Origin of the sequence: Streptomyces sp. NPDC089919, assembly GCF_040684615.1 — a bacterium.
In the GTDB taxonomy this organism is placed as follows: Bacteria; Actinomycetota; Actinomycetes; order Streptomycetales; family Streptomycetaceae; genus Streptomyces.
The window spans coordinates 76,186-98,508 of the sequence record NZ_JBFBGK010000003.1; the positions used below are offsets into that span (position 1 = coordinate 76,186).

The following is a 22,323-nucleotide window of genomic DNA, read 5'->3' on the forward strand; positions in this document are numbered from 1 at the left end:
GTCAGTCCCCGGTCGCGCCGTCGATGTGCTCGCGCAGCATGTCGGCGTGGCCGTTGTGGCGGGCGTACTCCTCGATCATGTGGGTGTAGACCCAGCGCAGGCTGAACGCCTCGTCGGTGCGCCGGCTGCGGCGGGCCGAGACCTCGTCCAGCGAGCGGGCCGCCGCGATCTCCCGGGCCCGGACGATCGCCTCCTGACGGGCCGTCTCGGCCTCGGCGTAGGTGTGCTCCTCGGTCACGTGGAAGTCCCCGTCCGGGTCCTCCTCCGTGCAGTACAGGTCCGGCACGTCCTCGCCGAGGGTGATGTCCCGGAACCAGTAGCGCTCCACCTCCGCCATGTGGCGGGTCAGGCCCAGGAGGGTCAGCTCGGAGGGCGCCAGCACCTGCCGGCGCAGCTGCTCGTCGGTGAGGTCCGCGCACTTCAGCGCGAGGGTGGCGCGATGGTAGTCGAGCCAGCCGTCCAGCATCTCGCGCTCGCCGGCCAGGGTGTCGGGTTCACTGCGTTCGATCTTCGTCATGGCGGCCATCCTGGAGCAAAGCCCCCTCGGGTACCAGGGATTAAGCTGCGGGGAGTTCCCCCGGGGCCGGACCGAACGGCCGGGCCCGGTTCCCGCACGGCACGGCTTCAGGAGGCTCCCGGTGAAGGTCGGCTGCATCGGACTCGGCGACATCGCGCAGAAGGCCTATCTGCCGGTCCTCGCCACCCGCCCGGACCTCGAACTGCACCTGCAGACCCGGAGCCCGGCCACCCTGGACGCGGTCGGCGAGCAGTACCGGATCCCGGCGGAGCGGCGGCACGCGAGCCTGGACGCCCTGCTCGAGGAGGGCCTGGACGCCGCCTTCGTGCACGCGCCGACCGCCGTCCACCCCGAGATCGTCGGCCGGCTGCTGGCGGCCGGGGTCGCCACCTACGTGGACAAGCCGCTGGCCTACGAACTGGCGCAGTCGCGGCAGCTGGTCGAGCTGGCCGAGGAGCGCGGGGTGTCGCTGGCGGTGGGCTTCAACCGCCGCTACGCGCCCGGGTACGCGCAGTGCGCCGAGCACCCGCGCGAGCTGATCGTCATGCAGAAGAACCGGGTCGGCCTGCCCGAGGACCCGCGCACCCTGGTGCTGGACGACTTCATCCACGTGGTCGACACCCTCCGCTTCCTGCTTCCGGGCGAGGCCGACCGGGTCACCGTGCAGGCCCGGGTCCGCGACGGGCTGATGGAGCAGGTGGTGCTCCAGCTCGGCGGCGCGGGCTTCACCGCCCTCGGCATCATGAACCGCCTCTCCGGCTCGACCGAGGAGGTCCTGGAGGTGTCCGGGCAGGACGCCAAGCGGCAGGTGGTCAACCTCGCCGAGGTGATCGACCACAAGGGCCAGCCGACCGTGCGCCGGCGCGGGGACTGGGTGCCGGTGGCCCGGCAGCGCGGCATCGAGCAGGTGGTGGACGCCTTCCTGGCCGCAGTCGCGGTCGGCAGGACGGTCAGCGCCCGGGACGCGCTGCTCACCCACGAGCTGTGTGAGCGGATTGTTCTGGAAGCGCTGGAGCAGGCCTCCTGACGGCCCGGACGCCCTCCGCGGCGCACAGCAGGGCCAGCACCAGCACCGCGCCGTGCACCGCCCAGTCGCCCCAGCGGACGTAGAGCGTGGTCCCGGTGGCCAGGGGCACCCGGTAGACCCGGGCGGCCCGTGCGGAGGTGCCGAGCGCGGGGCCGACCGCCTCCCCGGAGGGTCCCCGCACCACGCTGACCCCGGTGAGGGTGGCGTGCAGGAAGGGGCGGCCGGTCTCGGCCGCCCGCAGCGCGGCCAGCGAGGCGTGCTGGGCGGGCGCCCAGCTGCCCTGGAAGCTGGCCGTCGAGGACTGTGCCACCAGCAGCGCCGCGCCGTCCCGGGCGAGCCGCCGGCTCATGTCGGGGAAGGCCGACTCGAAGCAGACCAGGGGCCCGAAGCGGAGGCCGGGCGCCTCCTGACCGGGGCCGGCCGGCAGCCGCATCACCACCGGCCCGTCACCGCGCCGCCGGTCCTCCCCGGCCGCCTTGCCCACCGAGGTCGCCCAGCCCAGCAGTGCGCGGGCCGGCACGTACTCGCCGAAGGGCACCAGCCGCATCTTGTCGTACCGGGCGCCGGTGGGGCCCTGGGGGCCGACCAGCACCGCGCTCTTGAAGATGCCCGGCCGGTCCGAGCGCGGGGCGTCGACGTTCACCAGGAGCGGGGCGCCCACCTCGGCGGAGAGCCGGGCCAGCCGGCGGGCCAGGTCCGGGCGGTCCGTCAGGTCCGCGCCGACGCTGGACTCGCCCCACACCACCAGGTCCGGACGGCTGCCGGCCAGTTGCCGGGTCAGGCGCTCGCCGGCGGCGAAGCGCTGCTCGACGGCGTCCGGTCCGTCCGCGATCACGCCCGGCTGCACCAGCGCGACCCGGAGCGTGCCGGCCGGCTCGGGCCGGGGGGCCCAGGCGCAGACCGCCACCGTCAGCACCGCGCAGGCCGCCACCCCGCCGACCGCGGTGGTCCGCGCACCGCGGACCCGGATCAGCATCACCCAGGCGCAGTTGACCGCCACCACGACCAGGCTGACCAACCAGACGCCGCCCACCGAGGCGAGCCGCCGGGCCGCCGGCAACTGCCACTGACTGGCGCCCAGCAGCCCCCAGGGGCCGCCCAGCCCCTCCCAGGACCGGGCCAGTTCGGACAGCAGCCAGCCGGAGGGCACCACCAGCAGCGCCCAGCCCGCCCGGGCGGGCGAGGGCGCCCCGCCCAGCAGGTGGCGCACCAGGAGCCCGAAGGGGATCCACAGCGCCCCCAGCAGTGCGGCCAGCGGTACCAGGAAGACCGTCAGGCTGGGCAGCAGCCAGTGGTGCACCGCGAAGACGAAGCCGGCGCCGCCGCACCAGCCGTCCAGGGCCGCCCGCCGGGCCGTCGGGGCCGACCGGGCCAGCAGCATCCACGGCACCAGCGCGACGTACGCGAACCACCACAGGTCCGGGGCCGGGAAGGCGAGGGCGGGCAGCGCGCCCGCCGCGACGGCCGCCGCCCCCCGCCACCACGGGGACCGGTGCCAGCCGGCTCCGGGCCACCACCCCATCAGGCGCCTCCGCTTCCCGCCGTACGGGCTCCGGTGCGCCGGGTGCCCTCCCACCAGTGTGATCCCGGATCAGCCCGTTGTCGGCTGCTCGGCCGGGGCCAGGTGCCGCCACTTCTCGTGCACGGTGACCTGCCGCAGCCGCCAGCCGTCGTACGTCCGGGCCAGCTCGAAGGTGTAGCGGCCGGCCGCGACGAAGTTGGGGGCGGTGAGCGGGTCCCCCTCCTCGGCCAGCCGCATCGGGTTCACGAAGTCGGCGCGCACCTCGGCCCGGTCCCCGGGGGAGCCGCCCACGTCCTCCAGCGTCACCCGCCGGTTGACGATCAGGTGCTGCCGGACGGGGAAGAGCCGCATGGTCTCGGCGAGCCACTGGGCCACCTCGCCCGCCGGTCCGGCGATCCCGCCGGCGGAGGTGTAGTCGGCCCGGCCGTCCCGGGTGAAGAGCTTCCGGTAGGCCGTCCAGTCGCCGTCGTCGACGGCCACCGCGTACCCGGTGACCACGTCGTCCACCGCCAGCCGGTCCATCACCGTCGCGAGGTCCACGCGCTGCGTCATCGGGTCAGTGTGGGACAGCGGGGGCGCGAGGCCAAGGCCCGTGCGGGCACTGATCCGGATGACGCCCCTCAGGGGCCGGAACCCGCCTCCCGCTGCCGGACGACCACCAGGAAGGCGTCGGTCGCCAGGTCCATCACCACCTCGGCGGCCACCCCCTCGCGCAGCCGCTCGGCCGCGTACTCCTCGGCCGGCCAGCTGCCGTGCGGACTCCCCGCCGGAAACCTCTCCAGTACGACTCGGCCACCCATCGGGCACCCCCGGCTCTGACTGGCGGGCGCCCCGCAGCGCACCGCTTCCCTGGGCACAACGACGCCGCCCCTGTCCGGGAACGTTCCCGGACAGGGGCGGTGGGTGGCTCGGGCCCCGATGGAGGGCCGGGAGGGGGGCCGGGCTACTGGCCCGACTCGCCCGCGTGCGGGCTCAGTACGTCCGCGCCGACCAGCACGAAGAGGATGACGCCGAGGGCGATCCGGTAGACCACGAACGGCATGAAGGACTTGGTGGTGATGAACTTCATGAACCACGCGATCACGGCGTAGCCGACCGCGAAGGCGATGACCGTCGCGAAGATGGTCTGCGGCCAGGCCACGTGCCCCTCGCCCGCGTCCTTCAGCTCGTACCCGCCCGAGGCCAGCACGGCCGGGATGGCCAGCAGGAAGGAGTACCGGGCCGCCGCCTCGCGGGTGTAGCCCATCAGGAGGCCGCCGCTGATGGTGGCGCCGGACCGGGAGACGCCCGGGATCAGGGCCATCGCCTGGCAGACGCCGAAGATCAGGCCGTCCTTGACGTTCAGGTCCGTCAGGGTCTTGCGCACGCGCACCGCCCGGTGCCGGCCGCCGATCTCGTCCCGGGCCGCCAGCCGGTCGGCCACGCCCAGCACGACGCCCATGACGATCAGCGTGGTCGCGATCAGCCGCAGGTCCCGGAACGGGCCCTCGATCTGGTCCTTGAGCGTGATGCCGAGCACGCCGATCGGGATCGACCCGACGATCACCAGCCAGCCCATCTGCGCATCGTGGTCGGCGCGCATCGAGCGGTCGGTGAGGGAGCGGAACCAGGCGGTCAGGATCCGCAGGATGTCCTTGCGGAAGTAGATCAGCACCGCGGTCTCGGTGCCGATCTGGGTGATCGCGGTGAAGGCCGCGCCCGGGTCGTGCCAGCCGGCGAAGGCCGCGGTCAGCCGCAGGTGGGCACTGGAGGAGATCGGCAGGAACTCCGTGAGCCCTTGGACGAGACCGAGGATTAGGGATTCGAACCAGCTCATGTCGGGGTGCGCTCGTCCTTGTGATCGTCGGGCAGTTCGGCTCCGATGCTAGAGCCCGTTTGGGGGACTCTTTACCACCGGGTGGCCTGCCCGAGACCCGACGGGCCCCCGCGGGGCGCCCGCCCGGTGGCTCAGGCGGTGGCGGCGCCGGCTCGCAGCCGGTGCCGCTTGCGCCAGGCCACCGCCGCCGCACCCACCGCGCTCAGCACGATGAAGCCGGTCGAGGCCAGGAAGACGGGGGAGCCCGGTTCGGCGGCCCGGCTGCCCGCGAAGACGTACGCGGCGGTGTTGGGGAGGATTCCCACGGCGGTGGCGAGCAGGAACGGCCCCCAGCCGACCTTGGAGACCGCGGCGCAGTAGTTGGCCGCGGCGAAGGGCACGCCCGGGAAGAGCCGCACCGCCAGCATCGACCGGAAACCGTGCCTGCTCAGCTGCCCGTCGGCCGCTGTGAGCCACTTGCCGCGCAGCAGCGGCCGCAGCGCCTCCTGGCCCAGCACCCGGCCGAGCCCGAAGGAGAGCGCGGCCCCCAGCACCGTCCCGGCGGCCGCCGCGACGAGTCCGAAGGAGGCCCCGAAGAGCGCTCCGGCGGCGAGGTTCAGCAGCGGCCGCGGCACGAAGGCGGCCGTGCACAGCCCGTATCCCACGGCGAACAGGAGTACCGCGCCGGCGCCCGCGACCTGCGGCGGGGGCCAGCCGTCGGAGAGCATCCGCTGGGGCTGGAAGAGCGCCGCGCAGACCCCGGCGGCCACCAGCAGGAGGACGAGCAGGGCCAGCCGCGAGCGGGGCGCGAGCAGCGCGCGAGCACAGCGGGAGGACAATGCTGCGGAACGTGCGGCGGGAAGCGACATTCGGGGAGGGTAACCGACCTCCGTGTCGGCGCGCCGTAATCCCGGCCTCATCGGGCCGGAATCCCGGTGACGTGCGCGTGCCGCCCCGGTGCCCGCCCGCCGCCGTCAAGGCCCCCCTGAGCCGCGGACGTTGTGGCGGAAAACCATTCGACGGGCCGGCCCGCGCCGGGCAGGATCAGGGACATGTTCCGGCAGACCTTCCCCGCAGCGCCGTCCGCAGTCGCGGACGCGCCGAAGGCTGCCCCCGCCGCCCCGGCAGGCCTCGCAGCCGCCGCGGCCGCGCCCCTCGACGGCGCCCGAAGCTGACCCTTCCCGGATCGTCCGGCGGACCCCGCAGGGGGAGGGTCGGTCCGGCCCAGGGGTCCCCCATCTCCACCCAGGCTTCGCGTTCCGGGAAGGAACCATGTCCAAGCAGGCGTACGTCCGCACCAAACCGCACCTCAACATCGGCACCATGGGCCACGTCGACCACGGCAAGACCACCCTCACCGCCGCCATCACCAAGGTCCTCGCCGACCGCGGCGGGGCGTCCTACGTGCCCTTCGACCGCATCGACCGGGCCCCCGAGGAGGCCCGCCGCGGCATCACCATCAACCTCACCCACGTCGAGTACGAGACCGACACCCGCCACTACGCGCACGTCGACATGCCCGGCCACGCCGACTACGTCAAGAACATGGTCACCGGTGCCGCGCAGCTCGACGGGGCGATCCTGGTGGTCTCCGCGGTCGACGGGGTCATGCCGCAGACCGCCGAGCACGTCCTGCTCGCCCGGCAGGTCGGCGTCGACCACGTCGTCGTCGCCCTCAACAAGGCCGACGCGGGCGACCCCGAGCTCACCGACCTGGTCGAGCTGGAGGTCCGCGAACTGCTGACGGCGCACGGCTACGGCGGGGACACCCTGCCGGTGGTCCGGGTCTCCGGGCTCCGGGCGCTGGCCGGCGAGCCGCAGTGGACGGCCGCGATCGAGGCGCTGCTGGACGCGGTGGACACCTACGTGCCGACCCCGGTGCGCTACACCGACGCGCCCTTCCTGCTGCCGGTGGAGAACGTCCTGACCATCACCGGCCGGGGCACCGTCGTCACCGGCGCGGTGGAGCGCGGCACGGTCCGGGTGGGCGACCGGGTCGCGCTGCTCGGCGCGGGCGCGGAGGAGCCGGCCGAGACGGTGGTCACCGGCCTGGAGACCTTCGGCAAGCCGATGGAGTCCGCCGAGGCCGGGGACAACGTCGCGCTGCTGCTGCGGGGCGTCCCACGGGACGGCGTCCGGCGCGGCGACGTGGTCGCGGCGCCCGGCAGCGTCACCCCGCGCCGCCGCTTCAGCGCGCAGGTCTACCTCCTGTCCGCGAAGGAGGGCGGCCGGCGCACCGCGCTGACCACCGGCTACCGGCCGCAGTTCTACATCCGCACCGCGGACGTGGTCGGGGACGTGGACCTCGGCGAGGCCGGGGCGGCCCGCCCGGGGGAGACGGTCACCATGACCGTCGAGCTCGGCCGGGACGTGCCCCTGGAGGGCGGCCTCGGCTTCGCGATCCGTGAGGGCGGCCGCACCGTCGGCGCCGGCACGGTGACCGCGCTGCTCTGAGACCGGGAGCCACCCCCGGGGTGTGGACGGCGGTCCGGCATCCGCCAGACTGCCGTCCACACGCGCATGCGCACACGGAGCAGGGGGCGGCGATGGGTGACACGGCACTGGTTCTCGGCGGCGGCGGACTGACGGGGGTCGGCTGGGAGGCCGGCCTGCTGCACGGTCTGGCCGAGGCCGGCGTGGACCTCTCCACCGCCGAGCTGGTGGTCGGCACCTCCGCGGGCTCGGTCATCGGCGCCCAGCTGGCCTCGGGCCTGCTGACGCCGCGGGAGCTGTACGAGCGCCAGCTGGGCGACGCCTCCGGGGAGATCGCGGCCCGGCTGGGCCCCGGCCTGCTGGCCCGCTACGCCCTCGCGATGGTGCGGGCCAAGGACAGCCGGGCCTACGGCGCCCGGCTGGGCGCCATGGCGCTGGCCGCCGAGACCGTCGGGGAGGCCGAGCGGCGCGTGGTCCTCGAAGGGCGGCTGGTCTCCCACGAATGGCCCGAGCGGCGGCTGGTGGTCACCGCGGTCGACGCGCTGACCGGTGAGTTCCGGGCCTTCGACAAGGAGAGCGGGGCCGGTCTGGTCGACGCGGTCTGCGCCAGCTGCGCGGTGCCCGGGGTGTGGCCGCCGGTGACGGTGCTGGGCCGCCGCTGGATCGACGGCGGGATGCGCTCGGGCACCAACGCGGACCTGGCCGCCGGCTACCGCCGCGTGGTGATCCTGGCCCCGCTGCCGCGCGGCGGCGGGGTGATCCCCTCGGCCCGGTCCCAGGCCGAGGCGCTGCGCGCCGGGGGCGCGCAGGTGCTGCTGATCACGCCGTCGAAGGAGGCCCGCCAGGCCTTCGGCCGCAACGTCCTCGACCCGTCCCGCCGCGCCCCCGCCGCCCGCGCCGGCCTGACCCAGTCCGCCACCCACACCGCCGAGGCCCGCGCCCTGTGGGCGGACTGAGTGGCGGCTAGCCGATCCCCGCCGCGAGGGCCCCGGCCGACAGCAGCAGCGCGCCCAGGCCGCCGACGACGCCGGCGGTCCGGGCCGGCCGGCGCTCGTCGGCCGGCACCGTGCGCAGTCGCGAGCGGGCCGCGAGCGCGAAGGCGATCCCGCCCGCCACGAACCAGGGGCCCCACAGGTAGGTGTACCAGCGGCTGACCGGCAGCAGTTCGGGGTCGACCCCGACCACACCGGCCTGCACCAGCAGTCCCTGGCCGACGAACAGCGCCCCGTGCCAGACGAGCAGCACCGCCGCGCCCCAGGCCGACAGCTGGAGGAGGCGGTCACCGGCCCGCCCCCACGGACGGCGGCGCACCAGCGCCAGCCCGAGCAGGCCGCCGGCGGCCTTGAGCGCGCCCGTCACCCACAGCACCGCGATGAATCCGGGATTGCGCTCCCGGGCCAGCTCGACCAGGGACGGCGCGACCGCGGTGCTCGCCCCGGCCAGCCCGCCCAGCGCCCAGTAGAAGCTGGGAACGGCGAACGCGAACCCCCACACGGCAGCGGCATACCCGGGCCGGCGGGCCGGGGAGCCGGCCGTCTCACGGCGCAGACTCATGATCGTCATTATGGCCGTGGCGCCGACGGCTCCGGTGCCCGGGGTCCGTCAGCCGCCTGCCGGCGGCCGGAGCATGTGGACGTCGATCGGGTCCTCGGATTCGAGGGCGAAGCCGTGGCGTTCGTAGAAGCGGCGGGCGGCGCTGCCCTGGAGGACCGTGAGCCGGACCGGCAGCCCGCGGGCGTCGCAGTCCGCGAGGACGGAGCGCAGGATCTCGCCGCCCAGCCCGCGGCCCTGCACGGCCGGGTCGAGGTAGAAGTGGGCGATCTCCCGGCCGCCCCGCTGGTGCGGACGCAGCGTCAGGGAACCGGCGAAGGCGCCGGCCAGCTCGATGACGGAGGTGAACCCGGGCGCGAAGCCCTCGCGGAAGATCCGGCGGCAGCGCTCCTCCCCGAACCGGCCCAGCCGGGTCAGGTCGGCCCGCATCACCACGGCCTTCAGCTCGGCGATGGGCTCGATGTCCGCCGGTCCCGCGGTGCGCAGCCGCCACTCCCACTCGGTGATCGTGTCCATGATCAGGGAGTATCGCAGCGGCCGGCCGGGCGACAATGGCCGGGTGGCAGACCCTGCAGAGCAGTACGACGAGAGCGCGGACGACGAGAGCGCGGACGACGGGCCCGAGGATGAGCGGCTGCCCGTCCTGCGCGCGGTGGACTCCGGCAGCGCCAAGCTGATGCCCGACGTGGACAGCGCCGGCGGCTGGCTGCTCACCCTGGACGGCGCGCCCCAGTCGTACGTGGACCTCGACGACCCCCGGCACCTCGAGTTCGAGTACGTCCGGCGGCTGGCGCACGTCCTGGACTGCGCGGCCCCCGAGGGCGAACCGCTGGACCTCCTGCACCTCGGCGGCGGGGCGCTCACCCTGCCGCGGTACGCCGCCGCCACCCGGCCCGGCTCCCGGCAGCAGGTCGTCGAGTTCGACGCGGCCCTGACCCGGCTGGTCCTGGAGCTGCTGCCGTTCACGGCCGGGACCGTGCACACCGCGGACGCCCGGGCCTGGATCGGGACCGCCCCGGACGCGAGCGCCGACGTGCTGGTCGCCGACGTCTTCGGCGGCTCCCGGGTCCCCGCCCAGCTGACCTCGCTGGAGTACGCCCACCAGGCCGCGCGCGTGCTGCGGCCCGCGGGCGTCTACGCGGCCAACCTCGCCGACGGCGCGCCCTTCGGCTTCCTCCGCTCGCAACTGGCCAACTTCACGGCCGCCTTCCCGTACGTCGCCCTGGTCGCGGAGCCGTCGGTGCTCCGGGGGCGGCGGTTCGGCAACGCGCTGCTGCTCGCCGCCCACCGGGAGATGGACCTCGGCCCGCTGGCCCGGCGCTGTGCGGCCGACGCCTTCCCGGCGCGGGTCACCGAGGGGGCGGCCCTGACCCGGCTGATCGCCGGCGCCCGGCCGGTCGGGGACGCGGACGCCACCCCCTCGCCGCAGCCCCCGGCGGGCGCCTTCAGCCTCGGCTGACGCCCTCGCAGGCGCCGTCGGCGGGGCAGCCGGCGGACGGCACGGCGGGGGCCGGCCGCTCGCCGCCCGCGGCGGCCACCGGCGCCGGCCGCCGGGTCATCCGCCGGACGTCGGGCACGGTCAGCACCGCGGCGGTGACCACGGTCACCAGGACCGCGCAGCCCCACAGCGCGGCCGTCCGGCCGACCAGCGACTCGACCGGGCCGGCGACCGCGGTGGCCAGCGGGAGCATCGACAGGGAGCCGAACCAGTCGTAGGCCGCGACCCGGGAGAACTTCTCCTCCGGTATCTCCTGGTGCATGGTCGTCATCCAGGAGACGCCGAAGACCTCGATCGCGGTGCCGCTGACGAACATCACGACGACGAGCACGCCGAGCGGCGCCGGGACGGCGAGCGCGGCCGAGGGCAGCGCCAGTGGGAACACGCAGAGCGTGCCCACCAGCAGCAGCCGGCGCGGCTTCCAGCGCATCATCAGCAGCGCGCCGCAGATGGTGCCGGTGCCGAAGGCCCCGAGCGCCAGCCCCCAGGGACCGGCCCCGCCGAGGTGGTCCCGTGCCACCAGCGGCCCGTACACCGATTCGGCGGCGCCGACCACGGCCACCACCACGGAGAACTGCAGCACGATGCTCCACAGCCAGGGCCGGGAGGCGAACTCCTGCCAGCCCTCGCGCAGGTCGGACAGCATCCCGCCGCCCGGCTCGCGCGCGGCCACGCCGCTCACGTCGAGGAAGGCGCGCAGCGCCCCGCTGACGGCGAAGGCCGCGGCGTCCACGGCCAGGACCCAGCCGGGGCCGATCGCGGCGATCATCGCGCCGCCCAGGGCCGCGCCGCCGATGCCGGCGCCGTTCATCGCCATCCGGAAGAGGGCGAAGGCGCGGCCCGCGTGCTCGCCCGAGACGCTGGAGAGCAGCATCCCCTCGGCGGCCGGGTTGAAGAAGGCCTGCCCGGTGCCACCGAGCGCGGAGAGCAGCATCATCTGCCACAGCCGCGGCTCGCCCGCCAGCACGAGCAGGGCGAACAGGCCCTGGGAGACGCAGTTGAGGGCGTTGGCCGCCACCATGACGCGGTGTCGTGGCAGCCGGTCGGCCAGCGCCCCGCCGATCAGCAGGAAGAGGACCAGCGGGAGGGTGCGGGCGGCGGCGACCAGGCCGACGTCCGCCCCGCTGCCGCCGCTCTGGAGCACGGCGAAGGTCGCCGCGATCAGGGCGCCGTGGGCGCCCAGGTTCGTCACGACCGCGGCGGCCGTCAGCAGGGTGTAGTTGCGGCCCGCCCACGCGGGGCGGGCGGAGCGCACGGACATCGGATCAGCCGGCCATCAGTTGGTGCTGGTGAGCCGGACGGTGCTCATGATCTTCTTGATCACGGTGTGGTCCAGCTCGTCCTTCACGTTGTTGGGGGCGTAGAGCACCCAGCTCGCGAAGTCACCGTTGGCGACGTGGAAGGTGAACGCGATGGACTTGCCATCGGTGGAGCACTTGTTCTCCTTCTTCAGTCCGTTGGCGGTGGCCGTGGCGTAGTGGCCCTTGAGCCCGGACTTCGTGGTGAACGGCCGGGACTTGCCGATCTTGATCTTGGACTTCTCCTTCTGGGCGTACGGCGCCCAGACCCAGTTGCCGGCTTCGTTGTGCGCGCCGGAGGCGGTGTCCTTGGCGCCCTGGCCGCCCTTGGTGCCGGTGCCCGCGAGGGCGTAGTCCTCGAGGTCGCCGTCCTTGTCGTGGTCGACGCTGCACCACTTCTCCTTGAGGAAGGCGGGTGCGGAGAAGCTGGTGACCGGCCGGCCGTCGGTCTTGGTGTCGTCGGCGAAGCCGACGTAGGTGTCCGGGGTGTCGACCTGCCACTCCGGCGGGACGTCGAAGGCGGTGCCGTACTTCGGGTTGACGACCACCTTCCAGCCCGGGATGGTCGGCTTGATCTCGCCGCCGGCGCGCGGGTTGGCGCTGGGCGAGGCCGGGGCCGAACTCGACGGGGGAGTGGTGGGCTTGTCGTCGGCCACGGACTTCTTGTCGTCGTCCTGGGTCAGCACGTACGCGCCCATGCCGCCGGCCGCCAGGAGCACCACGACGGAGGCGATGATCGCGACCTTGGCGGTCTTGCGCTTGCCACCGGGGGTGCCGGGGGTCTCGTACGGCTGGGCGTACGACCACTGCTCGGCCGTCGGCGGCTGCGGGTACTGGCCCTGCTGGGGGTAGCCGTAACCGTCCGGCGTCGGCGCGGGGGCCGGCGGCTGGAGCGGGTAGCCGTACCCGTCCTGCGGCGGGGCCGGCGGCTGCGGGTAGCCGTACCCGTCCTGCGGCGGGGCCGGCGGCTGCTGGGGGTAGCCGTAACCACCCTGCGGCGGGGCCGGGGGCCCCGGCGGGTAGCCGTACCCGCCCGCGGGCTGCTGGTACGGGTTCACCGGCTGGTCCTCCCCCGGCTGGGGGGACTGCTGGTACGGATTGTCGGTCCCGCCCTGCGGGTTCTGGTTCCCGTCCTGCGGGTCCTGCTCGCCCCCGGGCGGCTGCTGTCCTGGCCACATAGGCCGTAACCATAGAGGGGACCACCGACGGGAGCCACGCCCGCCCCCGGGCAGGGTCTGGCCAAGGCTCTCTACTCGTGGGTAACATCGCGACCCATGAGCGCTGATCAGATGAACGTCGGGGAACTGCTGGCGGCCACCGTGCCGATGGTCCGCACCCTGAACCTCGAGTTCGTGGAGACCACGCCGGAGCGCGCCGTGCTGCGCCTGCCGGACCAGGCCGAGTACCACAACCACATCGCCGGCCCGCACGCCGGAGCCATGTTCACCCTGGCCGAGTCCGCCAGCGGCGCGATCGTCCTCGCCGCCTTCGGCGACCAGCTCTCCCGCGCCGTGCCGCTCGCCGTGCGCGCCGAGATCGGCTACAAGAAGGTCGCCAAGGGGGTCGTCACCGCCACCGCGACGTTGGGCCGCCCGGCCGCCGAGGTGGTCGCCGAGCTCGACGCCGGGGGCCGTCCCGAGTTCCCCGTGAAGATCGAGATCCAGCGCGAGGACGAGGCCGTCTCGGGCGAGATGACCGTCATCTGGACCCTGCGTCCGAACAACCCCGCCTGACCGGCGGCCACCGGCAGCGCGCGAAGGCCCCCGTCCGGCGAGGACGGGGGCCTTCGTGCTGCCGCGGCGGTCTGTCGGGACCGGCGGCGGGCTACTTGAACCAGTACCGCACGCCGCTGTGGCGCGAGCAGGTGCCGCTGGAGTGGCGGGAGTACGAGTGGGTGCGGTCCTTGCAGCGGGCCGTCTCGTACTTGTCCACCGGGCGCTGGCCGTGGGTCCAGCCGCACAGGCCGGTGGTGTGGCGCACGCAGCGGTGCGCGGTGTTGGTGCTGGGCAGCGTCGTCGACGCGGACGCGGCGCCGGCGGTCCCGAGGGTCAGTGCGACGGCGGCGGCGACGGCCGCGAAGCGGTACTTCATGGTTCCTCCCCTGATCTGGCCGTGTGATCGGTGCGCGCGAGGTGCACGGGCGATCCACGGCCATGATCTGTACATGCCGATCGGCAGAATACACAAATTGTTGAAGTGGCAAAGAGTGTCATTCGGCCATCGCCCCACCCTCCGGTACGACCATCCGACCGCGGTGCCCCCGTCGGGTGAAGCCCGCCCCCGTGCGGGGCGTCCGGCCGCCGCCGGGCGGGGGACGGGCGCACAGTGTCCGCGCGAGGGGAGTGCGTTCCCCCGCGGGCAGCCCGAGGAGTGAGCGCCGATGAGCGAGGCCCTGTCCCGACGTACCGCCCTGCGCCTGCTCGGCGCGGCCACCGCGGCGGCCGGGGCCGCCGGCTGCGTGCCGCCCGCGCCGCCCGCGGACCGCGCGGGGGCGCCGGAGGTGGCCGAGGCCGGCTTCCGGGAGGCGCCGGTGCGGGCCGCCCGGCCGGGCGCCGCCGCCCGGGTCGAGGCCCTGCTCGACAAGCTCACCCTCGACGAGAAGATCGGCCTGCTGCACGGCGACCGCGACCCGAAGAACCTCGGCCAGGCCGGGTACGTCCCGGGGGTGCCCCGGCTCGGCGTGCCCCCGCTGCGGCTGGCCGACGGACCGGCCGGCGTCCGGGTCGACGCGCACGCCACCGCCCTGCCCGCGCCCGTGCTGCTGGCCTCCGCCTTCGACCCCGCGCTGGCGCGCGCCTACGGCCGGCTGATCGGCCGCGAGGGCCGGGCCCTGGGCCAGGACGTGCTGCTGTCGCCGATGGTCAACCTGATCCGCACCCCGTACGCCGGGCGGAACTTCGAGACCTTCGCCGAGGACCCCAAGCTCACCGCGGACCTGGTCGGCGAGGTGATCCGGGGCATCCAGGACGAGGGCCTGATCGCCACCGTCAAGCACTTCGCCGCCAACAACCAGGAGCAGGGCCGCGCCTCCGTCGACGTCATCGCCGGGGAGCAGACCCTGCACGAGACCGAACTGCGCGGCTTCGAAGCGGCCGTGACGGCCGGCTGCGGCTCGGTGATGGGCGCCTACAACAAGGTCAACGGCACCTGGGCCTGCGAGAACAAGGACCTGCTCGACCAACTGCTGCGCCGCCGCTGGGGCTTCGACGGCTGGGTGGTGTCCGACTGGGACGCCACCCACAGCACCGCCGCCGCCCTCACCGCCGGACTCGACATGGAGATGCCCGGCGGCGCCCACTACGGCACCGGGCTCAGGAGGGCCGTCGCGGACGGCACCGTGCCCGTCGCCGACGTGGACCGCGCGGTCCGCCGTGTCCTCGCCACCATGGACCGCTTCGGGCTGATCGGCGGCGCCGCGCCCGCCCGGCCGCGGCGGGACCCGGCCGCCGGCGCCGCACTCGCCCGCCGGGTGGCCGTGGCGGGCGCGGTGCTGCTGCGCAACGAACGCGGCACCCTGCCCCTGGCCGGCCCCGCCGCCCGCTCCCTGGCCGTGATCGGCCCCACCGGGCAGGTGCCGTTCGTCAGCGGCGGCGGCAGCGCGCACGTGGTGCCGGACCGGGCCGCCGGCCCCCTGGAGGCGATCCGGGCCCGGGCCGGCAAGGGCGCCACCGTCAGCTACGCCCTCGGCGAGGACGTCTACGGCCGCCCGCTGCCGGGCGCCGGACTCGCCCCGGCCGCCGCCCTCGACGACCGGAGCGTGGCCGCCGGCCGCGCCTGGGCCTACGAAGGCACCCTCACCGTCCCCGCCGACGACGAGTGGACCCTGCTCGTCCACTACAGCGGCCGGCGCCCCAGCGTCACCCTCGACGGCCAGGAGCTCTTCCCCGTCCAGCCCGGGGTGGCCGAGTTCTTCGCCGGCGGGCTGCTGGGCACCGCGCCGGACGGGCTGACCGTGCGCCGCCGCACCCTGCGCCTGACCAAGGGCGCCCACCGGCTCACCGTCCGCGCCGAGGGCGGCACCGGCGGCCAGCGCTTCCGGCTGCGCCACACCACCGGCGCCACCCGGGCCGACGACCTCGCCGCGGCCGTCCGCACGGCCAAGGCCGCGCACAGCTGCGTGCTCTTCGCCTACGAGGACGCCACCGAAGGCCGCGACCGCACCACGCTCGCCCTCCCCGGCGGTCAGCAGCGGCTCATCGAGGCGGTCACCGCGGCCAACCCCCGCACGACCGTGGTGCTCAACACCTCCTCCAGCACGACCATGCCCTGGCTGAAGGCCACCGGCGCCGTCCTGCAGATGTACTACCCGGGCCAGGAGGGAGCCGCCGCCACCGCCGCCGTGCTCTTCGGCGACGAGGACCCCGGCGGCCGGCTCACCCAGACCTTCCCGGCCGCCGAGAACCTGCACCCGGTCGCCGGGGACCCGGTCCGCTACCCGGGCGTGGCCGGCCGGCAGGAGTACAGCGAGGGCATCCACGTCGGCCACCGCTGGTACGACGCGCAGCGGGTCGCCCCGCTCTTCCCCTTCGGCCACGGCCTGTCGTACACGGCCTTCGGCTACGAAGGGCTCGCGGTGCGGGCCGAGCGCGGGGCGCTGACCGTCGAGTTCACCGTCCGCAACACCGGCAGGCGGCGCGGCACCGAGGTCGCCCAGGTCTACCTCGGGCCCTCCGCGGCGCTGCGGCTCGACCAGCCGGTGCGCGCCCTGGCCGGGTACCGCCGGCTCACCCTGGATCCGGGGCGGGCGGCGCGCGTGAAGCTCACCGTCGACGCCCGGAGCCTGTCCTCCTGGGACCCGGCCGGGCACGCCTGGGTCCTGGGCACCGGTCCGCGCGAGGTGTTCGTCGGCCGCTCCTCGCGCGAACTGCCGCTGCGGGCCAAGGCGGTGGTCCCGGCCGCCGCCGCGGGCGGCCGTCCCGCCGGCCGGTGAGCGGGGGCCCGCGCGCGGCGAGCGGGTAGGCTGCCCGGCAGGTGCCGCAGGGGGCGTGCACCGGGGCGACGAGGCCCAGGACCGCAAAGGACGTACCGGTGCACATCCAGGAATGGCTCGACACCGTGCCGGCGGTCAGCGTGTACCTCATCGTCGCCCTGGTCATCGGACTCGAGTCGCTGGGCATCCCGCTGCCCGGCGAGATCATCCTGGTCAGCGCCGCGCTGCTGTCCTCGCAGCACGACGGCGTCAACCCGGTCGTCCTCGGCGCCTGCGCCACCGCCGGAGCCGTGATCGGCGACTCGGCCGGCTATGCCATCGGCCGCAAGGGCGGCCGGCCGCTGCTCGCCAAGCTGGGTGCCAGGTTCCCCAAGCACTTCGGCGCGCCCCAGATCGCCATGGCCGAGCGGTCCTTCGAGAAGTGGGGCATGTGGGCCGTGTTCTTCGGCCGCTTCGTCGCCCTGCTGCGGATCTTCGCCGGGCCGCTGGCCGGCGTGCTGCACATGCCGTACTGGAAGTTCCTCACCGCCAACGTCCTCGGCGGCATCGCCTGGGCGGGCGGCACCACCGCGGTCATCTACTACGTCGGCGTGGTCGCGGAGTCCTGGCTCAAGAAGTTCTCCTGGCTGGGGCTGGTGCTCGCGGTGCTCATCGGCCTGACCTCCCTGCTGGTCATCAAGCAGCGGGCCAAGAAGGCCGCCGCCGAGGCCGAGGCGGCCGCCGTGCCGGGCGCCGCCGAGCCGGCCGCCGCCACGGACTGACCCGGCGCGCGCCGGCCCGGCCCGCATCGCCTACCGTTCGCATCGGCGCGACTCGAAGCAGCGGTACGGCAAGGAGAAGGCGATGGCGGAGCAGGCACTGGTCCTCGGCGTGGGCGGCAAGGAGCCCCAGGTCCACCCGGAGGCGTTCACCGCCCCGACGTCCGTGGTGGTCGGTGAGGTGACCCTGGCCGCGGGCGCCAGCGTCTGGTACCACGGCGTGCTGCGCGCCGACTGCGGGCCGATCGTGATCGGCGCCGGCAGCAACATCCAGGACAACTGCACCGTGCACGTGGACCCGGGCTTCCCGGTCACCGTGGGCGAGCGGGTCTCGGTCGGCCACAACGCCGTGCTGCACGGCTGCACCGTCGAGGACGACGTGCTCATCGGCATGGGGTCCACGGTGCTCAACGGCGCCCGGATCGGCGCCGGCTCGCTGGTGGCCGCGCAGGCGCTGGTCCCGCAGGGCATGGAGGTCCCGCCCGGCTCGTTGGTGGCCGGGGTGCCCGCGAAGGTCCGCCGGCAGCTGACCGACGAGGAGCGTGAGGGCATCAAGGTCAACGCGCTGATGTACGAGGAGCTGGTCAAGGCGCACCGCGAGGCCGTGGAGGGCTGACCGCGGGCCGCGCGGGCCGCGTGGGGCGAAGATCACAGGCCGCCGGTCCGGACGCCCGGTCCGGCGGCCGTTACCGTGACCGGGTGCCGAAGAACAGAAACACGTTCTCATCCTGGCGGCGGCGGGCCGCCGGCCGCGTGGCCCACGCCGCCTGGCGCTGGATGCAGCAGGCCGGTGCCGTCACCGCCGAGACCCCCGGCCGGCTGCGCTTCGGCGCCATCGGCGCCGGGACCCGGCTGGCCTTCCCGCAGGGCACGGTCTTCGGCGAGCGCTGGATCCGGCTCGGCTCCCACTGCATCATCGCCGAGCAGGTCACGCTGACCGCCGGGATGATGCCCGACCTCGACCTCGGCGACGAGCCGGTGCTCGTGCTCGGCGACGGGGTGGTGCTCGGCCGGGGCAGCCACGTGATCGCGGACACCCGCATCTCCATCGGCAACGACACCTTCTGCGGACCGGGCGTCTACATCACCTCCACCAACCACAGCTACGACGACCCGCACGAGCCGGTCGGCCGGCAGTGGCCGCGCAGCGAGCCGGTGGAGATCGGCCCGGGCTGCTGGCTCGGCACGGGCGCCGTGATCCTGCCCGGGGCGCGGCTGGGGCGCAACGTCGTGGTGGCGGCCGGGGCCGTGGTCCGCGGCGAGGTCCCCGACCACGCGGTGGTGGCCGGCGCGCCCGCCAAGGTCGTCCGGCGCTGGCAGCCGGAGACCGGCTGGCAGCCGCCGCTGCGCACGCCCGCACCGGTGCCGATCCCGGCCGGGGTCACCCCCGGCCAGCTCCAGGCCCTCGCGGAGGCGGAGCGGGCCGGACTGCTGGACGCCCTGGAGAGCTGAGCGCCGTACGCCCGGAGAGGGCCGCGGGCGGCTATCCCGCGGCCAGCAGGACCGTGCCGGCGAGCGCCAGTCCGGCCCCGGCCGCCTGGATCACCTTCAGCCGCTCGCCCAGCACCCCGCGCGCGGCCAGCGCCGTGACCACCGGGTAGAGCGAGGCGAGCACGGCCGCCACCGTCACCGGACCGCTCTGCGCGGCCATCGAGTAGGTGCCGTTCGCCGCCACGTCCGCGAGTCCGACGAAGGCCAGGGCGGGCAGCGCTCCCCACAGGACGGCCCGGCCGGTGCCGGCCGGCAGCACCGGGTTGCCCCGGCGGGCCGAGAGCCACAGCGCCGTGCCGCCCGCCGCCACATTGGTCACCCGCTGCACGAACAGGGCGAGGAACAGGCCCGTGACGGTGGTCGAGGCCTCGGAGATCAGCGCCATCACCGCGCCGAAGCCGAAGGCCGACAGCAGGGTGAGCACCAGGGCCTGCCGCTGGACCGGTGCGCCGCGCAGCTCGGGGCCGCCGGCCAGCATGATGCCGGCCACCGCGACCGCGATCCCGGCGAACTGCCCGCCGCCCGGCCGCTCGCCCAGGGCCAGGCCCACTCCGACCGGCACCACCACGCCCAGCGAGGCCAGCGGCGAGACCACTCCCATCGGCCCCAGGGCGAGCGCCTTGTAGAAGCTCAGCATCGCGACCGGGCCGACCAGGCCGGCGGCCACCGCGAACCACAGCTCGCTCCCCGCGTCCCGCCAGGCCTGGGTGCCGAGGACCACCGCGCCGAGCACGACCACGGCCAGCGACTGCGAGACCACCACCACGGTCAGGGCGGGCAGGCGCCGGGTGAGCAGCCCGCCGCCGAAGTCCGCGAAGCCCCAGAGCACGGCCGTGGCCAGGGCGAAGAATGTGGTCATGGCAGCGCCTCGCAGTACAGTGCGGTGAACGGTCGGTACAGCGCACGCTAGTCCAATGGATTGCACTACGCCATCAAGAATATTGGACTCTCGCATGCTGGACGGGCCCCCGGGGAAAGCGCGGCAGCGGCTGACCCGGACACGGACGGGGACACGGGGACACGGATGGAGCAGGCGGCACGGTGACGGACCTCGAACAGCTCACACAGGCGCTGGCCCGCAACCTCAAGCGCTGGCGCACCGAACGCCACTTCACGCTGGACGCGCTGGCGGCCCGGGCCGGGGTCAGCCGCGGCATGATCATCCAGATCGAGCAGGCCCGGACGAACCCCAGCGTCGGCACCACCGTCAAACTCGCGGACGCGCTCGGTGTGAGCATCACCACGCTGCTTGACCGCGACCGCGGGCCCCGGGTCCGGGTGGTCGGCCCCGGCGAGGGCGTGCGGATGTGGTCGACCGAGGCGGGCAGCGTCACCACCATGCTGGTCGGCGACGACCGCCGGGGCCCCTTCGAGATGTGGAGCTACCGGCTGGAGCCGGGCGAGGGCACCGACTCCGACGCGCACCCGCCGGGCACGGTCGAGATGCTGCACGTCACCGCGGGCGAGCTGACCCTGGTCGTCGCGGACCGGCGGCACGCCCTGCCGGCCGGTGCGGCGGCGGTCTTCGAGGCGGACGTCCCGCACGGCTACCACAACGACGGCCCGGAACCCGCCGAGATGACCCTCGCGGTCACCATCCCCCCGGTGCCCTGACGGTTCCGGCACCGGGCGCGAAGATCGTTCCAGCCTATGATCGGCCGGTGGACTCCTCCGTCGTGCTGCACGCCCCCGCGACCGCGGCCGGCCCCGCCCTGCTCCTGCGGCCCTGGACACCAGCCGACCTCCCGGCGCTCGTCGAGGTCTGCCGGGACCCGGTGCTGCGCCGCTGGACCAGCCACGAGGTGGCCGACGAGGCCGACGGGATCCGCTGGCTGGCCACCGAGCAGCGCGGCTGGGAGGCCGGGGACCGGCTCGGCTTCGCCGTCCTGGAGACCGGCCCGACGGCCGGCTCCGGCGGCGGCCGGCTCGCCGGCAGCGTCGTCCTCAAGGGGGCCGCGGCCGGCCGCCCCACCGCCGAGGTCGGCTACTGGACGGCCGCGCACGCCCGCGGCCGGGGGGTCGCCCCGCGGGCGCTCGAGGCGCTGACCGACTGGGCCTTCACCGCCTTCGGGCCGGCCGGCCCGGCCCGCCTCGACCTCCTGCACCAGCTGGACAACCTCGCCTCCTGCCGCGTCGCGGAGAAGAGCGGCTACGCCCTCGAAGCCGTACTGACCGCCGCGCCGCCGGAGTTCCCCCGCGAGGGGCACCTGCACGTCCGGCGCGCGGCCGGCTGACCTCGGCCGGGGCACGGCCGGCCCGGCCTCAGCCCAGTGCCGGGATCTCGATCGCCGGGCAGCGGTCCATGACCATGTGCAGCCCGGCCTCGCGGGTGCGGTGGTAGGCCGCCTCGTCGATCACACCGAGCTGGAACCAGACGGCCGCGGCGCCGACCGCCCCGGCCTCGTCGGCCACCGGCCCGGCCAGCTCGCTGTTCACGAAGACGTCGACCACGTCCACCGGGAAGGGGATCGCCGCCAACGAGGGGTAGCCCTGCTCGCCGTGGACCGTCTCGGCCTTCGGGTGCACCGGCACGATGCGCTTGCCGTAGCGCTGGAGCACCTTCGCCACGCCGTAGGCCGCGCGGTCGCGGTTGGCTGAGAGGCCCACCACCGCCCAGGTGTCGCCCAGTTCGGTCAGGATCGTGCGGATGGTCGCCGGATCGCCGTACACGTCTGGTCTCCCGTCGTCTCGTCTCGGGCCGCGCACGCGGCCGGGCCGGGGGGCCGTGAACCGCCCGCGGATCCGGCCCGGGCCCACGGCCGGTGTCAACGCCGCGGACCGCCCGGCCCATTCCCACCAGCGGTTTAGGGTGGTCGGGTGAAGGCAGACCAGTACGTGACGGTGGCCCGCGAGGGCGTGCACGAGTCCGAGATCAACCGCTCGCGCTTCCTCTGCGCGCTCGCGCCCGCCGCGACCGAGCAGGAGGCGCAGGAGTTCGTCGCCCGGATCCGCCGCGAGCACCCCACCGCCTCGCACAACTGCTTCGCCTACGTCATCGGGGCCGACGCGGCCGTCCAGAAGGCCAGCGACGACGGCGAGCCCGGCGGCACCGCCGGGGTGCCGATGCTCCAGATGCTGCTGCGCCGCGAGGTGCGGTACGCGGTGGCCGTGGTCACCCGCTACTACGGCGGGGTCAAGCTGGGCGCCGGCGGCCTGATCCGCGCGTACGGGGGCGTGGTGGGCGAGGCCCTGGACGCCCTCGGCACGATCACCCGGCGCCGCTACCGGCTGGCCACCGTCACCGTGGACCACCAGCGGGCCGGCAAGATGCAGAACGACCTGCGCGCCACCGGCCGGGCCGTGCTGGACGTCCGCTACGGGGAGGCGGTGGCCATCGAGATCGGCCTCCCCGAGACGGACATCGACCCCTTCCGCGCCTGGCTCGCGGACACCACCGCCGGCACGGCCGCCTTCGAACTCGGCGGCGAGGCGTACGGCGACGCCTGACGCCCGTGGGCCGTCCCGACCGGCCCGGGCCCCCGGAGGCCGCTGCGCGAGTTCCG

The 22,323-nt window shown here is 75.0% G+C and carries 25 protein-coding genes; 12 read left to right on the top strand and 13 right to left on the bottom strand.

Features of this window, described 5'->3' with window-relative positions; genetic code table 11:
- Nucleotide 1 precedes the first annotated feature (1 nt).
- Nucleotides 2-517: a DinB family protein gene (locus AB0O40_RS02265; RefSeq protein WP_365034720.1), complete on the bottom strand. Its 516-nt coding sequence runs from the start codon at nt 515-517 to the stop codon at nt 2-4.
- A 121-nt stretch (nt 518-638) separates the two neighbouring features.
- Between AB0O40_RS02265 and AB0O40_RS02270 the strand changes: the two genes are divergently transcribed.
- Complete coding sequence (locus AB0O40_RS02270) at nt 639-1,544, top strand: Gfo/Idh/MocA family oxidoreductase (RefSeq protein ID WP_365034722.1); 906 nt, start codon at nt 639-641, stop codon at nt 1,542-1,544.
- Here the strand turns inward: AB0O40_RS02270 and lnt are convergent.
- The 5 genes from lnt to AB0O40_RS02295 form a co-directional block, all read right to left on the bottom strand.
- Nucleotides 1,489-3,066, bottom strand: a complete 1,578-nt coding sequence (gene lnt / locus AB0O40_RS02275; RefSeq protein WP_365034724.1) for an apolipoprotein N-acyltransferase — start codon at nt 3,064-3,066, stop codon at nt 1,489-1,491. The two genes, AB0O40_RS02270 and lnt, sit on opposite strands and share 56 nt — an antisense overlap.
- 69 nt (nt 3,067-3,135) lie before the next feature.
- Nucleotides 3,136-3,618 (bottom strand): nuclear transport factor 2 family protein, encoded by a 483-nt coding sequence (locus tag AB0O40_RS02280; RefSeq protein ID WP_365034725.1) that lies wholly within the window; start codon nt 3,616-3,618, stop codon nt 3,136-3,138.
- A 68-nt stretch (nt 3,619-3,686) separates the two neighbouring features.
- Nucleotides 3,687-3,866, bottom strand: a complete 180-nt coding sequence (locus AB0O40_RS02285) for a hypothetical protein (protein ID WP_365034727.1) — start codon at nt 3,864-3,866, stop codon at nt 3,687-3,689.
- A gap of 143 nt (nt 3,867-4,009) precedes the next feature.
- On the bottom strand, nt 4,010-4,882 hold the full coding sequence (locus AB0O40_RS02290) for an undecaprenyl-diphosphate phosphatase (RefSeq protein ID WP_365034729.1): 873 nt from the start codon (nt 4,880-4,882) through the stop codon (nt 4,010-4,012).
- Between the two features lie 131 nt (nt 4,883-5,013).
- On the bottom strand, nt 5,014-5,730 hold the full coding sequence (locus AB0O40_RS02295; protein WP_365034731.1) for a TVP38/TMEM64 family protein: 717 nt from the start codon (nt 5,728-5,730) through the stop codon (nt 5,014-5,016).
- Between the two features lie 403 nt (nt 5,731-6,133).
- On the opposite strand from AB0O40_RS02295, the gene tuf reads away from it, so the two are divergent.
- Both tuf and AB0O40_RS02305 read left to right on the top strand, forming a co-directional pair.
- The gene (tuf, locus tag AB0O40_RS02300; protein ID WP_365034733.1) at nt 6,134-7,315 is read left to right on the top strand and encodes an elongation factor Tu; all 1,182 of its coding nucleotides are present in this window, start codon (nt 6,134-6,136) and stop codon (nt 7,313-7,315) included.
- 92 nt (nt 7,316-7,407) lie between these two features.
- A complete protein-coding gene (locus AB0O40_RS02305; protein ID WP_365034735.1) occupies nt 7,408-8,250 on the top strand; it encodes a patatin-like phospholipase family protein in 843 nt (280 codons plus the stop codon).
- Between the two features lie 7 nt (nt 8,251-8,257).
- Here AB0O40_RS02305 and AB0O40_RS02310 read toward each other — a convergent pair whose 3' ends face one another.
- Both AB0O40_RS02310 and AB0O40_RS02315 read right to left on the bottom strand, forming a co-directional pair.
- Nucleotides 8,258-8,848, bottom strand: coding sequence for a DUF3995 domain-containing protein (locus AB0O40_RS02310; protein WP_365034737.1), 591 nt, complete (start codon nt 8,846-8,848; stop codon nt 8,258-8,260).
- Between the two features lie 48 nt (nt 8,849-8,896).
- On the bottom strand, nt 8,897-9,361 hold the full coding sequence (locus tag AB0O40_RS02315) for a GNAT family N-acetyltransferase (protein ID WP_365034739.1): 465 nt from the start codon (nt 9,359-9,361) through the stop codon (nt 8,897-8,899).
- A 160-nt stretch (nt 9,362-9,521) separates the two neighbouring features.
- Here AB0O40_RS02315 and AB0O40_RS02320 point away from each other — a divergent pair, with 160 nt between their 5' ends.
- Nucleotides 9,522-10,304, top strand: coding sequence for a fused MFS/spermidine synthase (locus tag AB0O40_RS02320; RefSeq protein WP_365034910.1), 783 nt, complete (start codon nt 9,522-9,524; stop codon nt 10,302-10,304).
- Here the strand turns inward: AB0O40_RS02320 and AB0O40_RS02325 are convergent.
- On the bottom strand, nt 10,291-11,604 hold the full coding sequence (locus AB0O40_RS02325) for an MFS transporter (protein WP_365034741.1): 1,314 nt from the start codon (nt 11,602-11,604) through the stop codon (nt 10,291-10,293). The two genes, AB0O40_RS02320 and AB0O40_RS02325, sit on opposite strands and share 14 nt — an antisense overlap.
- 15 nt (nt 11,605-11,619) lie before the next feature.
- The gene (locus AB0O40_RS02330; RefSeq protein WP_365034742.1) at nt 11,620-12,819 is read right to left on the bottom strand and encodes a hypothetical protein; all 1,200 of its coding nucleotides are present in this window, start codon (nt 12,817-12,819) and stop codon (nt 11,620-11,622) included.
- 96 nt (nt 12,820-12,915) lie between these two features.
- Here AB0O40_RS02330 and AB0O40_RS02335 point away from each other — a divergent pair, with 96 nt between their 5' ends.
- Nucleotides 12,916-13,374, top strand: a complete 459-nt coding sequence (locus AB0O40_RS02335) for a DUF4442 domain-containing protein (protein WP_365034744.1) — start codon at nt 12,916-12,918, stop codon at nt 13,372-13,374.
- 91 nt (nt 13,375-13,465) lie between these two features.
- On the opposite strand, the gene AB0O40_RS02340 is transcribed toward AB0O40_RS02335, so the two are convergent.
- Entirely contained in the window at nt 13,466-13,732 is a 267-nt protein-coding gene (locus tag AB0O40_RS02340) for a DUF3761 domain-containing protein (protein WP_365034746.1), read from the bottom strand.
- Between the two features lie 289 nt (nt 13,733-14,021).
- Here AB0O40_RS02340 and AB0O40_RS02345 point away from each other — a divergent pair, with 289 nt between their 5' ends.
- The 4 genes from AB0O40_RS02345 (at nt 14,022) to AB0O40_RS02360 (ending at nt 18,781) form a co-directional block, all read left to right on the top strand.
- The gene (locus tag AB0O40_RS02345; protein ID WP_365034748.1) at nt 14,022-16,571 is read left to right on the top strand and encodes a glycoside hydrolase family 3 C-terminal domain-containing protein; all 2,550 of its coding nucleotides are present in this window, start codon (nt 14,022-14,024) and stop codon (nt 16,569-16,571) included.
- Nucleotides 16,572-16,669: 98 nt separating this feature from the next.
- Nucleotides 16,670-17,332, top strand: a complete 663-nt coding sequence (locus AB0O40_RS02350) for a DedA family protein (RefSeq protein ID WP_365034750.1) — start codon at nt 16,670-16,672, stop codon at nt 17,330-17,332.
- A gap of 82 nt (nt 17,333-17,414) precedes the next feature.
- The gene (locus AB0O40_RS02355; protein WP_365034752.1) at nt 17,415-17,945 is read left to right on the top strand and encodes a gamma carbonic anhydrase family protein; all 531 of its coding nucleotides are present in this window, start codon (nt 17,415-17,417) and stop codon (nt 17,943-17,945) included.
- Nucleotides 17,946-18,028: 83 nt separating this feature from the next.
- Nucleotides 18,029-18,781, top strand: a complete 753-nt coding sequence (locus AB0O40_RS02360; protein ID WP_365034754.1) for an acyltransferase — start codon at nt 18,029-18,031, stop codon at nt 18,779-18,781.
- A gap of 31 nt (nt 18,782-18,812) precedes the next feature.
- Here AB0O40_RS02360 and AB0O40_RS02365 read toward each other — a convergent pair whose 3' ends face one another.
- Nucleotides 18,813-19,679 (bottom strand): DMT family transporter, encoded by an 867-nt coding sequence (locus tag AB0O40_RS02365; protein ID WP_365034756.1) that lies wholly within the window; start codon nt 19,677-19,679, stop codon nt 18,813-18,815.
- Between the two features lie 182 nt (nt 19,680-19,861).
- On the opposite strand from AB0O40_RS02365, the gene AB0O40_RS02370 reads away from it, so the two are divergent.
- Nucleotides 19,862-20,434 (top strand): XRE family transcriptional regulator, encoded by a 573-nt coding sequence (locus tag AB0O40_RS02370; protein WP_365034758.1) that lies wholly within the window; start codon nt 19,862-19,864, stop codon nt 20,432-20,434.
- 47 nt (nt 20,435-20,481) lie between these two features.
- Nucleotides 20,482-21,054 carry a GNAT family N-acetyltransferase gene (locus tag AB0O40_RS02375; RefSeq protein ID WP_365034760.1) on the top strand — a complete coding sequence of 191 codons (573 nt, stop codon included), beginning with the start codon at nt 20,482-20,484 and terminating at the stop codon, nt 21,052-21,054.
- A gap of 28 nt (nt 21,055-21,082) precedes the next feature.
- Here the strand turns inward: AB0O40_RS02375 and AB0O40_RS02380 are convergent, their stop codons facing one another.
- Nucleotides 21,083-21,490: a CoA-binding protein gene (locus AB0O40_RS02380; RefSeq protein WP_365034761.1), complete on the bottom strand. Its 408-nt coding sequence runs from the start codon at nt 21,488-21,490 to the stop codon at nt 21,083-21,085.
- 147 nt (nt 21,491-21,637) lie between these two features.
- On the opposite strand from AB0O40_RS02380, the gene AB0O40_RS02385 reads away from it, so the two are divergent.
- A complete protein-coding gene (locus AB0O40_RS02385) occupies nt 21,638-22,267 on the top strand; it encodes a YigZ family protein (RefSeq protein ID WP_365034763.1) in 630 nt (209 codons plus the stop codon).
- Nucleotides 22,268-22,323 lie beyond the last annotated feature (56 nt).